The organism is Niveispirillum sp. (assembly GCF_017996735.1).
GTDB lineage: Bacteria > Pseudomonadota > Alphaproteobacteria > Azospirillales > Azospirillaceae > Niveispirillum.
Map to the genome: position 1 here is coordinate 114,722 of NZ_JAGOGJ010000004.1, position 12,121 is coordinate 126,842.

A 12,121-nucleotide genomic window follows, 5' to 3' on the forward strand; every position below is an offset into this window, starting at 1 on the left:
GCGATCAGGCGATCAACATCATCGCCTGATCGCCACACGCTCCAAGGTTTCTTCGAACAGGCGGGAGAAACGACCGGTATCGCCCAGGGTGGCGTGCCACTGGTCCGGACTGGTCCGCGCCCGGATCGCGGCATGCCATGCCGGATCACTGGCATGTCTGACGGCCTGATCGACATAATCCGGCAGGTTGAGGGTGATGAGTTCCGGTACGCCCATGGCATGCAGAAGACTGCCGGCCATGCGGCTGGCAAAAGTCTCGCCCGACAGGGTCAGTAAGGGAAGGCCGACACGCAACGCATCGCTGGCGATGGTTCCCGCATTGTACGGCGTCGTGTCCAGGAACAGATCGGCCAGTGCCATGCGGGCACGATAGCGGGCTGGATCGGTTCGGCCCGCCATGATCAGCCGGTCCGCATCAATCCCCATCCGCGTTGCCCGCGCCCGCATATTGGCCGCCGCCCATTCATTATCCGCCAGCAGCCAGAGCACCGATCCAGGCGCACGGCCCAGAATCTCCATCCAGCCGTCGAACATCGTATCGGAAATCTTGTAGGCATTGGAGAAGCAGCAGAAGACGAACCGGTCCTGCGGCAGCCCCTCCTGCGCCCGGCTGACCGGGGGCAAGGGCAGGGGCCGGCTGTCATTCGCCTGATAGACGCCCGGCAGATATAGCGGACGTGGCCAGTAGGCCCCCGCCAGATGCGGCGGGATCGCATAATCATCGGTCAGGATATAATCCAGTTCCGGTACCGGCACGGGGCCGATGAACCCCAGATAGGTGGCCTGAACCGGGGCCGGCTTCCACCGCAGAACCCCCAGCCGGTCCCCCGCCGTCACCCCGTTCAGATCGATCAGAACATCGATCTCATCCGACCGGATCAACCGGGCCACGGCCTCATCCGGCATCTTCCCGACCAGCCGGCGATGATCCAGCGCCGCCAGAACGCGGGCGCGGATATCGCTGCCATCTTCAGGACTGGAGCAATAACCATAGACCTCCACCCGCGAGCGGTCATGGCGCTCCAGAAGTTCCGCCATGAGGAAACTCATGGGATGGCGGCAGAAATCCGACGAAAGATAGCCGATGCGCAAGCGGTCATGGGCGTAGCCGTCGGGTGGGGCCAAGCGCGCCGTGGGGGTCGGCATCTTAGCCAGCCGCCGGTCCAGCCAGTCGGACACGGCGCGGCGCTGGCCTTCCACCGTGCCGATTAGTGACAGGGTCGCCAAAGCGCCCGATTGCGCCCGCAATTCGTCCGGCGTCCGCCCCGGAACGGGCGGACCAAAGACAGGCCAGGCACAGATGTTCTGACGCACAAAGGCCCAGTGCTGCACCACGTCCGGCTGGTCGGGATCGGTCAACAGGCTGCGATAGTAACAGTTCTCCGCCTCGGCCAGCCGTCGCTGGTCTTCCAGCAGGCGCCCGCGCTGGGTCAGCAACAGGGTGCGGCCCCGATCCTCCTGCAACGCCCGGCCCAGAAGTTCCGCGGCCCCGGCCGCATCCCCGGCCGCTTCGCGCAGATTGGCCAGATTGACTGCCGCCTGCCAGAGGTCAGGACGCAACAGCAGCGCATTCTGATAAGCGGTCGCCGCATCGACCGGGCGATCCAGCTTGGACAGCTCAACCCCCAGATTGAACCAGATCAGCCCGGCCCCCGGCGTTCCCGACCCCTGGCTCTGCAACCAGGCATGCAGCATTTCCACCAGCCAGGGACGGCCGGTATCCGGCATGCCCACCGCCAGGGTCAGCATGTCCGGCACCGACAATGTCCGCAGCCAGCCCAGCCACCGCGCCATCCGCTCCGCATCCGGTGCGGATGGCACTGCGCTTTGCAACTCGTTACGCAGCAGATCGAGCGGCCCCATGGTCAGGCTCAATCCGGCAACGGCCAGAGCCGCTGGTCATGGGGTATCGGTGTCAAGGCATGGCGCAACGCCAGTTCCTGACGATACCGTTCCTCATAATCGCTGATGAAGCCGAATTCCTCGACATCGTGGTCGAAGGCGCTGCCGATCTCCAGATAGGTGTCCAGGTTGGTCAGGTCCGGAACCGGCAATTGCCCGGCTTCCCATTCCGACCATACCTGATCGAACAGGTCTTCCATGGAGCGTGCGAACAGTTCGGTATCGAACAGCACCGAATGATCGCGCAGTTCCAGCAGTTTCTGTTTCAGGGCCCGCAGGGCCGGACGATCATTGCCCAGGCGAACCGCCTTCTCCACATATTCGCGCGGGTCCAGACAGACCAGTTCCGGAATACCGGCCGCCATCACCAGGCTGGCGCAAACCCGCGAATGGAAGGCGCGGCCCGGCACCGTCAGCACGGGCACACCCGCCCACAGCGCGTCGGAACCGGTCGTGTGCCCGCCATAGGGCGCATTGTCCAGGAACAGGTCGGCCAGCGCATAACGCGCCATATGGTCGGGATTGGCGGCATAGGGGGCGAAGACGATACGGGAAGCATCAATGCCGTTCGCCGCCATCAGTTCCAGGAAACGTGCATCCGACTCCTTGCCGGCCGCCAATATCCACAGAACGCTGTTTTCCACTCGCCGCAGGATTTCCGCCCACCGTTGCAGGGTGAAGCGGGTCAGTTTCTGCATGCCGTTGAAACAGCAGAAGACGGTCGCATTCTCCGGCAACCCGCAGTCGGTGCGGCTCGGTACCACCGGCGACGTCACGCGCTTACGGTCATTGGGCTGGTAGCAGGGCAGGCGCAGCACCTGTTCGCTGAAATATTTCTCCGACCCCGGCGGGATGATCACCTCATCCGCAATGATGTAATGGTGATAGGGGCTGCCCATGGTGCCGGGGAATCCCAGCCAGTTGATGATGACGGGCGCCGGCCGCAGGGCCAGCATCCGGGTGCGGGCATCCTTTGTATGGCCATTGATATCGACCAGGATGTCGATCCCCAGCTCCTCGATCAGTTCCGCCGTCTTGGCGTCTTCCAGGCCGTTGATATCGATCCAGTGATCCACACTGGCGCGGATCCGCATCATCGTCGGGTCTTCCAACTGGAAGCCGCAGAAGAAGGCGAACACTTCGACGCGCGACCGGTCGTGAAGCGAGAACAGTTCCGACGTCAGATAGCCGATGGCATGAGCCCGCAGGTCCGACGAGACATAGCCGATGCGCAACCGCCCATCGTCCCGGCGCCGGCGCCCGGCAAAATCGGCGCTGGTCTTGAACTTCCGGGGCCAGACCAGATCACGCCGACAGTAATTATAGGCGTTGGCCAGGGCCAGCATGGGATCGTCGGTATAATAGGCCAACGTCAACGGTGCCATGGTGGCCACGACATCCGCGACCTTGATCGGCCCGACCGACTGCGGCACCGGCCATTTGCACAGGCGCTGGCGCGCATTGGCCCAATGCTGCAATTCTTCCCGGTTATGTGGGGCCACGTCCAGCGACAGGCGCAGCATCTCCTCCGCTTCGGCCGCCTGCTGGCGTTGGGTCAGCACCCGGGCCAATTGCTTCAACGCCGTAGTCTTGTAACCGATCGTGTCGGAGCTGACCGGGCTGAGCTGGTTGACGGCCTGGCGCCAATATTCGATAGCCAGTTCCATCTGCCCCAGCCGCTCCAGCGCACTGCCCAGCGAGATGACCGACGGCATGAAATCGGGGCGCAGCCGCACGGACTCGTTGAATGCCGTCAGGGCGGCATGGTTGTCCCCCTGATGCAAAAGCAAGGTGCCCAGATTGAAATAACAGGCGTGCAGCGCCGGGTCGTCCGGATGCGTCGCCGCCCATTGCTGGTACAGGGCGACCGCCCCCTGCTTGTTTCCGGAAACTTCGAGGTTCTGCGCGGCGGCGAACAGCTCAAGGATATTCATGGCTCGCAACACTGGGCTGGTCGGAAGGGGGGCGGGGTGCCGGAACAGGGGCGATCACGTCAGGCGACAGTGACGCCCAATTGATCGGCGAAATAATCGATGGTCCGTTTCAATCCCTCTTCCAGATGGATCGTCGGCTCCCAACCCAGCAAAGACCGTGCCTTGGTGATATCGGGGCAGCGCTGCAACGGATCGTCCTGCGGCAGGGGCTTTACGATGAATTCCGATGTCGCACCGGTCAGCCGCACCACATTCTCCGCCAGTTGACGGATGGTGTATTCACCGGGATTGCCAATATTGATGGGGCCGGTCACCTCGTCGGGCGCCGCCATCAGGCGGATAAAGCCTTCGATCAGGTCATCGACATAGCAGAAAGACCGGGTTTGCGTGCCTTCGCCATAAATGGTGATGGGCTGGCCCTGCAGCGCCTGCACGATGAAGTTGGACACAACGCGCCCGTCATTGGGGTGCATACGCGGGCCGTAGGTGTTGAAAATGCGGGCCACACGGATATTGACCCCGTTCTGTCGGTGATAATCGAAGAACAGCGTTTCGGCACAACGCTTCCCCTCGTCATAACAGGCGCGGGGGCCGATCGGATTGACGTTCCCGCGATATTCCTCGGGCTGCGGATGCACCGTGGGGTCGCCATAAACCTCGGACGTACTCGCCTGGAATATCTTGGCCTTGGTGCGCTTGGCCAGACCCAGCAGATTGATGGCGCCATGCACCGATGTCTTTGTCGTCTGTACGGGATTGAACTGATAATGAATAGGCGAAGCCGGGCAGGCCAGATTGTAGATTTCATCCACCTCCACAAACAGGGGGAAGGTGACGTCGTGGCGCATGACCTCGAAATAGGGGTTATTCAGCAGATGCCGGATATTCTCCCGCGAGCCGGTGAAGAAATTATCGATGCACAGCACCTCATGCCCGTCCCGCAACAGCCGTTCGCACAGATGAGAGCCGAGGAATCCCGCGCCGCCGGCAACCAGAACGCGCTTGCGTGCCCGCTTCATATCTTTTCCTTCATGGCCGTTTTTCGAAGGCCGCGGCCTATGGCGGGCCTTTCATGATGGTCTTGTCTCAATTATAACCCGGGCAGGGGGGCACCTGCCAAGCGGAAGCAACGTCCGCCGCCCCTGTTTCGCTTATTTCCCGCCCGCTGCGGGAACCCTGCCCTGACCCGAGGAACCGCCGGTGACTTTTCAGCTTCGTCACATCCTCGCCGTTGCCGGCCTTCTGGCGCTTGCCGCCTGTGGTACGCCACCGGCACCGGTACCAGTGGCGACGGCCCCCGTGCCTGCCGACCCGGAACTGGTATTTTGGGAAAGTGTGCGCGACAGCAAGGAACCGGCGGAATATTTCGCCTATTTGCACGCCTATCCGGCCGGCCGCTTCTCGGCGCTGGCCCGAATCCGGATCGAGGCGTTGACGCCCAAGCCCCCCGGCAAGGAACCACCGCCAGCGCCGAAGCCCAAACCGGCCCCCGCCAAGCCGCAGGTCCCGCCCCCCAGCCATCAGCAGGGGGAGCCCACCATTTCCGAGGCGCCCGCCCCGCCGGTGAACTGGGCCAAGATCGACGACGTCTCCGGCCGGGCCAATCCGCTGCTGCGCAGCCAGATCATGGATTGCTGGGACCCGCCGCCGCTGCCCGGCGGCGCCGGCAATTACCGCGCGGAGGTCGGGGTCTATTACGATCCGGCCACAGGTCTGGTTCGTGGCGCCGCTTTCCTGGGCGGCAACCGTGAAATGACGGACAGCACCTTTGCCCGGTTCGTCAACAGCGCGCTGGCCGCCCCCATGGCCCCCGCCTGCCGCACCCTGGATCTGCGGCAACCCGGCGCCACCACGGAGACGGCGGGTCTTGTACTCCTGTTCGCACTGGACAGCCCGCCCTGAAAAAGGCGCGCAAGCGAAAACGCAATCCGCCGCACCCGTTGGTACAAGTCACGACCGCGGCGGATTGCTATTGTTCTGTATCCGCAGAAAATCGCTGACCCGCTGGTTTCGCCAGTGATTGTCCAGGTGCCGTCCGGCCTGCCGCGCCGAACGGCAGGCCTCTATGGCGGCCATGCGCGGGTCCATGCCGCTCTGCGGGCGCAAATCGGGGGGCACCCGTTCCAGCATCTGGGCAAAATGTGGAGGCGTCGGGGCCTCTCCGCCGGCCACCCAGGCTTCCGCATCATGGAAGGCATCACGCATGGACAGCGCAACCATGTAGTCGCTGGCGGATATGAACTCGCACCTGCCCGAAGCATGCAAGCCGACAACCGAAATGATGGGGGCCAGCGAGGGCGCCATCAGGTTGGGATAGGTTTCAACCTCCCAGTACAGTCTGGCCACGGCGCAGAAATGGGCGATATCGCGCACGGCTTCCATCCCGCTCTCCTCCATGGGCAGGATTTCCACCTTCGGCTTCGTCACTGTCACGGTGTCGTTGGAGACATCCACATAGAGGCCACCAATCTGGAAGGCATTCTGGAAGTAACGGCCGCGCAACGCGCCCCAGATGGGCCTGAACATGCCCCCCTGGCGGATAAAGCTGTTCAATGCCTGTTCGACCCGGCTGCGCGGCGCCCTTATCCGCCGGACCAGTTCGCCCCGCACGGCCAGCGCGATTTCGCGGCACCGGCCCAGAGGATAAGGCAAATCGCGAACGGTTGGATAAAGCTGGCAAAGCTGCGGGTCCAGCCCGCTTCGTATCGCCATCAGCATGTCGTACAGTTCGCCCCGCAGAGGCGTCAGAAAATGCCCGGTCAGGTCCCGTTGTTTTTTGTCAACGGGGGCGGGTTCGTCGGGAAGCAGGGATGAGGGGGCACCTGCGATCTGCGCGTCCATGATCCGCTCTGTTCTTTCACGCCCTGCTCGTCAAAGCTCAACCAGTTCGCCGATCTCCACCATTCGGGCCGTCAGCCAGGGCTGACTTTTCCACTGCCCCGCCTGGCGGGCGGCACGGCACGCATCGATGGCCGCCTGTCGCCCATCCACCCCATCGGCCGGGCGCAGGCTGTCGGGCAGACGCGCCCGATAATGGCTGATCACCTCATCCGGGGGGGAGGGCATTGCCGTCACCCATTGTTCGGCCATGGTGAAACGGTCACGCATCATCATGCCGATCATATAGTCGCAGACCGAAACCAGCCGCGCCTGATTATCATCGAACAGGGCCACCATGGGAAGCAGCGGCGCCAGCGACGGTGCCACATGGTTGGCCACGATCCGGGCCTTCCAGTATTTGCCCGCAATCTCGCTGAAATGCGCCAGATCGCGCACATTCTCCATGCCGGCCTGATCCAGCGGCAGGATTTCCACCTTCGGCTTCGTCACTGTCACCGTATCGTTGGCGACATCCACGTAGAATGCGCCCAACTGCGTCGCATTCTGAAAGAACTGCCCCCGCAGCGCACCCCAGATGGGACGCAGGATTCCACCCGATTTCACAAAGGCGGCCATCGCGCGCTCCGCCGGTGCCGCCGGCCGCGCCAGACGCCGCCGCAGTTCCGACAGAACCGTTTCCGTGATTTCCGTACAGCGGCCCAGGGGATAGGGCTTGCCCGGCGATACTTGCGGATATCGCGCGCGCAAATCCGGATCCAGTTCTTCACGCAGATTGTAAAGATACCTGAATATCTCATCATGTAGAGGCGTTATGAACCTGTTGGTCAACGCCTTCTGCATTCTGTCCACCGGTGCGATCTGCTGGGCCAGCAGGGCCTCGTTATGCTTTTTCATCAACCACGAACACCCTGGTTTGCTTACGCCTCGGTTTTATAACGACTTTCGGCTGTGGGGGCGACCAAAACCAGTCATGCACGGCAACAGCCTGCGACATGTTCGCATCGCATGACATGCGGTCACTTCATTGTTTGCGAATGCGAATGGCTCTCAATATAGTTGCGGCGACGGGAAACCTCGGGTCGGCGGAACGCCGCGCCCTGCAAAAGCGAATAAGAATCATTCATGCCTTGTGGGGCAGGAGAAGGTCAAAACAATGGACGATAAGACGAATTCACAGGTTGCCCGCGGTCGTATGGCCCTGATGGCGGCCCTGTCGGTTGGTGTGGCCGCATCCGCAGCGCCGGTTCTGGCACAATCAACGGCCGCCACTGCTACGGCGGAAGGGGAAAAGAAGGCAGTGGTCCTGCCGACACTGGGTGTGGAGGGTCAGGCAGTGGCGCCGGCCAACAAGCCGGAAGCGGTCGCATCCCCGAAATATACCGCGCCGCTGCGCGAAACGCCGCAGACCATCACGGTGATCCCCAACTCGGTGATCAAGGAACAGAACCTGCTCAGCCTGCGTGATGTGCTGTCCAACGTGCCGGGCATCACCTTCGGCGCGGGTGAAGGCGGGGCAGGGGGGTCCGACAGCATCACGCTTCGCGGTTACAGCGCCAACAGCGACATCACCGTGGATGGCGTGCGCGACAGCGGCGCCTATGTCCGCTCCGACAGCTTCAACCTGGAACAGGTGGAAGTGACGAACGGCGCCAATTCCGTCTATTCAGGTTCCGGTTCCGTGGGCGGCACCATCAATCTGGTGTCCAAGGCGGCCCGGGATGACAGCTTCACCCAGGCCAGCGCCGGCATCGGCACCGACAATTATTACCGCGCCACGGTCGATACGAACCAGAAGCTGGACGACAATACCGCGCTGCGCATCAATGGCATGTGGCATCGCAACGACGTGCCCGGCCGTAATGTGGAGGATTTCCGCCGCTGGGGCATTGCGCCGTCGCTGACACTGGGTCTGCGCAGCGACACGCAGGTGTCGTTCAGCTATTTCCACCAGGAAGACAATAACATCCCGCAATATGGCGTGCCCTACGCGCTGAACGCCTATTCCAACGGCATTCTGCCGGGTGCCGACGGCGATGCCTATTACGGCTATCGCAACATCGATACCCAGGAAAGCACCGTCAACACCGCCACGGTGAAGATCGACCACCGTTTCAATGATGTCCTGTCGGTCAGCAACCTGTCCCGCTGGCAGAAGGTGGATGCCTTTGTCACCACCTCTTACCTGCAGGGGACATGGTGCCTGTCCAGCGGCATCAATGCCTATACGGGGGCGGCCTGCACCACGCGCGGCTTGTTCACGCCCAGCACCAATCGCGGCATCACCCGCGATGCCAGCACCACCATGCTGTACAACCAGACTGACCTGAAGGCGAAGGTCGTGACGGGCGGCATCACCCATGATCTGGTCCTGGGCGCCGCGATCTCGTCGGAGAGCTTCGACCAGAAGTCCGGCAACCGTCTGCGCAATGCCGACGGCACGGTACCGACCGCCAGCTTCACGCCCATCACCATCGCCAATCCGGAAAATGTCTGGAACGGACCGGTGAATTTCACCGTCACCGCCGACGCCGACAATGAGGTGGAGAACCAGGCGGTCTATCTGTTCGATCGTGTTCAGTTGAACGAGCAGTTCGAACTGAATGGCGGCGTGCGGTGGGAACACAACAAGGGCAGCGCCCAGACGACGAGCTTCGCCTATGCCGCAACAGGCGTGACCACGACGGCCGCGCCCGTGGCCCGGAACGAGGATGACCTGTTCTCCTGGCGTGTCGGGGCCGTGTACAAACCCGCATCCAACGGCAGTGTCTATGTTGCCTTTGGCAATTCCAAAACCCCGTCGCAAAGCACTGTGACCGGTTCCTGTACCGCCACGGGCACCAGCACCACCTGTAATGTCGATCCCGAAACCGCTAAGAATTATGAGATCGGCACCAAGTGGGATGTGCTGGAGGGCCGCCTGGGCCTGACCGCGGCTCTCTTCCGCAATGAACGCACCAATTACCGCGTGGCGTCCAACGATCCGGGCATCCCGGATCAGCAGTTGGACGGCAAGTCGCGGGTGAACGGCGTGGCGTTGGGCGTTGCCGGCACGATCGTGGAAGGTTGGAACGTCTTCGCCAACTACACCTATCTGGACACGAAGGTGTTGCAGGGTGTGTCCGATTACTGTCTGGCCAACCCGACGGTGGCGGCCTGTGCTTCGGCTCTGACCGGTAGCAACGGCCGCGCCGGTGCGCCGCTGACGGCCACGCCGCGCAACGCCTTCAGCCTGTGGACCACCTATGATCTGCCGGTCGGCGTGCAGTTGGGCTATGGCGCCACCTTCACGGGCAAGATGTATCCCAACAATGCCAACGCCGTCATGCGGACGGCGCCTGGCTACTGGGTGCATCGCGCTTCGGCCGCCTATTTCATCAACGACAATCTCGAACTGCGGCTGAACGTCAACAACCTGTTCGACAAGACTTATTATACCCGCATCCGCAATGTTGCGACCAGCGGCTGGGCGACGCCGGGCGATGCCCGCAATGCCATGCTGACGGTCAATTACAGCTTCTGATCCGCCCGTCCCTTGGGATCGGAAGCTCGGGGCGGCGACTGCGTCAAGCGGTCGCCGCCTTTTTTATGAGCGAAGTGATGCAAATCAGAGTGGATCGCAAGTGAACATGCGATAGGCTGCCTATCGCTGTATTCTGCCAGGACCTTTCATCATGATGATCAGCATTCCCGATGTCCTTACCCCCGAACAGGTGCGGCAGTGCCGGCAGGCGCTGGACACGGCCGATTGGGTAGACGGGAAGGGCACGGCGGGGTTCCAGTCGGCAAAGGTCAAGGAGAACAGCCAGTTGCCGGAAGGCCACCCCGTGGCACAACACCTGGGCCAGACGATCCTGGACGCGCTGTCCAAGAACCTGCTGTTCATGTCGGCAGCCCTGCCGGCCCGGGTCTATCCGCCCATGTTCAACCGCTATGCCGGCGGACAGCATTTCGGGGCCCATGTGGACAATGCGGTCCGTCAGGTACCGTTCGGCGGGCCCCGCATCCGCACCGACCTGTCCTGCACTTTGTTCTTCTGTGATCCGGATGAATATGAGGGTGGGGAACTGGTCGTGGAGGATCTGTACGGCCACCACGCCGTCAAGCTGCCGGCCGGCCACATGGTCTTGTACCCCAGTTCCAGCCTGCACCATGTCCGGCCCGTAACCGCCGGTGCGCGTGTCTGTTCCTTCTTCTGGCTACAGAGCATGGTGCGCGACGATGGTGACCGCCGTATCCTGTTCGACATGGACATGGGCATCCTGGCCTTAAACAAGGACATGCCCGACCATCCCGGCATCCTGTCCTTGACCAACACCTATCACAACCTGCTCCGCCGATGGGTGGAGGGATGACAGGGGGCCGATTCACCTCCATTGCTAACCATCTGATTATAAAAGACAGTCGCACTTCAAAACAGAATCCACCCCGCTTACAGATAGAAGATTGATAATGTTAATTATGGAAATACCCGGAGCGGTTTTGGCTGTGTAAGGGACATAAACGACGTTGGGATTCTGGCACATCCAGGCACGTCGTGAACATTGATATCCGTAGTGTCCAGGATGATTAGCATGCGCGACCGAGGTCCGGCGCGCGGCGCCTCAGCGACGCAAGCGCGCCGGGACCGGTCGTCGCCGCACCACGTTTCGATCTGACCGGACCCAGCCGCAGGCTGGGCTTGTAGTCTCGAACCCGAAGTGCAAAATCTGATGCTTCGTCATTAATCTTGCTTGAGTATTTTTGCGGCGGCGGCCGTAGCGAAGACCGCAGCGACAGCCATTGCGCCGTATTTTACAACTTCACCTGCACCATTCGTGACACCTGAAGTGCAAGACGGACAAAGTTCATCATCATAAATGTTCCCGCCTTTTGCATAATTTGTGCATCCGGGTGTTCTGCACACAAGGATTTTCTCATGACATTCTGGGCACTTGCAGATATCACGACGGATGGTGTTTTCCTCAAAGAGAGAGGGCGTTACGGAATTCGAACAAAATGGGCATAGACCATTGTGTTTCGCGCTCATTATTACCTCTTTTTTTGGCGAGCATCCTGGAGTTCTTTACGCTTCCGTTCAAGTTCCTTCATTTCTGCCTTACGCTTTAGCAGCTCAGCCTCAACCTTCAGTTCTTGCGGAGTTTTGTTTTTGCTCCCGGCGGGGCGACCCATTCTACGATCCTCATAGGCGTGATGTTGATACGAAAATAATATGGTATTTTTTCTATAAAACAACGATAAAAGTGATGTGTGATCCCCTCTCCTTACGGCGAACGTAAACGGCCTCGCTCTTGGTTATCATGTCCCTTTGCAGGAACGATCAATGCAGTGCCAGCGGATCGTGCGGCCTGATGGCCGGGTCACTTGGACGCTCCTGAATGCCGACGGCGGCGTGAATGCTGCCGGCGATGATTTCGCCATCCATTTGGCTGCAACGGACGAAAGTC

At 61.4% G+C, this 12,121-nt stretch carries 8 protein-coding genes; 3 read left to right on the forward strand and 5 right to left on the reverse strand.

Annotated elements, in window-relative coordinates:
- Positions 1-18: 18 nt before the first annotated feature.
- Genes KBA48_RS03150 through KBA48_RS03160 form a run of 3 tightly spaced genes read right to left on the reverse strand, consistent with a single transcriptional unit; the run spans position 19 to position 4,855 of the window.
- Positions 19-1,863 carry a glycosyl transferase family 1 gene (locus tag KBA48_RS03150; RefSeq protein WP_292903530.1) on the reverse strand — a complete coding sequence of 615 codons (1,845 nt, stop codon included), beginning with the start codon at positions 1,861-1,863 and terminating at the stop codon, positions 19-21.
- Positions 1,864-1,871: 8 nt separating this feature from the next.
- On the reverse strand, positions 1,872-3,836 hold the full coding sequence (locus KBA48_RS03155; RefSeq protein WP_292903531.1) for a tetratricopeptide repeat protein: 1,965 nt from the start codon (positions 3,834-3,836) through the stop codon (positions 1,872-1,874).
- Between the two features lie 59 nt (positions 3,837-3,895).
- Entirely contained in the window at positions 3,896-4,855 is a 960-nt protein-coding gene (locus KBA48_RS03160; protein ID WP_292903532.1) for a UDP-glucuronic acid decarboxylase family protein, read from the reverse strand.
- A 181-nt stretch (positions 4,856-5,036) separates the two neighbouring features.
- Here KBA48_RS03160 and KBA48_RS03165 point away from each other — a divergent pair, with 181 nt between their 5' ends.
- The gene (locus KBA48_RS03165; RefSeq protein WP_292903533.1) at positions 5,037-5,738 is read left to right on the forward strand and encodes a hypothetical protein; all 702 of its coding nucleotides are present in this window, start codon (positions 5,037-5,039) and stop codon (positions 5,736-5,738) included.
- Between the two features lie 48 nt (positions 5,739-5,786).
- Here KBA48_RS03165 and KBA48_RS03170 read toward each other — a convergent pair whose 3' ends face one another.
- Together KBA48_RS03170 and KBA48_RS03175 are read right to left on the reverse strand one after the other, a co-directional pair.
- Positions 5,787-6,677: a hypothetical protein gene (locus KBA48_RS03170; protein ID WP_292903534.1), complete on the reverse strand. Its 891-nt coding sequence runs from the start codon at positions 6,675-6,677 to the stop codon at positions 5,787-5,789.
- 30 nt (positions 6,678-6,707) lie between these two features.
- Positions 6,708-7,571, reverse strand: coding sequence for a hypothetical protein (locus tag KBA48_RS03175; protein ID WP_292903535.1), 864 nt, complete (start codon positions 7,569-7,571; stop codon positions 6,708-6,710).
- 259 nt (positions 7,572-7,830) lie between these two features.
- Here KBA48_RS03175 and KBA48_RS03180 point away from each other — a divergent pair, with 259 nt between their 5' ends.
- On the forward strand, positions 7,831-10,197 hold the full coding sequence (locus tag KBA48_RS03180) for a TonB-dependent siderophore receptor (RefSeq protein WP_292903536.1): 2,367 nt from the start codon (positions 7,831-7,833) through the stop codon (positions 10,195-10,197).
- A 151-nt stretch (positions 10,198-10,348) separates the two neighbouring features.
- Positions 10,349-11,029, forward strand: a complete 681-nt coding sequence (locus KBA48_RS03185) for a Fe2+-dependent dioxygenase (RefSeq protein WP_292903537.1) — start codon at positions 10,349-10,351, stop codon at positions 11,027-11,029.
- The last annotated feature ends 1,092 nt before the right edge of the window (positions 11,030-12,121 follow it).

Excerpts from the sequence above, each read along its gene's own strand:
- KBA48_RS03150 (WP_292903530.1), bottom strand. The coding sequence starts at position 1,863 with ATGGGGCCGCTCGATCTGCTGCGTAACGAGTTGCAAAGCGCAGTGCCA.
- KBA48_RS03155 (WP_292903531.1), bottom strand. The coding sequence starts at position 3,836 with ATGAATATCCTTGAGCTGTTCGCCGCCGCGCAGAACCTCGAAGTTTCC.
- KBA48_RS03160 (WP_292903532.1), bottom strand. The coding sequence starts at position 4,855 with ATGAAGCGGGCACGCAAGCGCGTTCTGGTTGCCGGCGGCGCGGGATTC.
- KBA48_RS03170 (WP_292903534.1), bottom strand. The coding sequence starts at position 6,677 with ATGGACGCGCAGATCGCAGGTGCCCCCTCATCCCTGCTTCCCGACGAA.
- KBA48_RS03175 (WP_292903535.1), bottom strand. The coding sequence starts at position 7,571 with ATGAAAAAGCATAACGAGGCCCTGCTGGCCCAGCAGATCGCACCGGTG.
- KBA48_RS03180 (WP_292903536.1), top strand. The coding sequence starts at position 7,831 with ATGGACGATAAGACGAATTCACAGGTTGCCCGCGGTCGTATGGCCCTG.
- KBA48_RS03185 (WP_292903537.1), top strand. The coding sequence starts at position 10,349 with ATGATGATCAGCATTCCCGATGTCCTTACCCCCGAACAGGTGCGGCAG.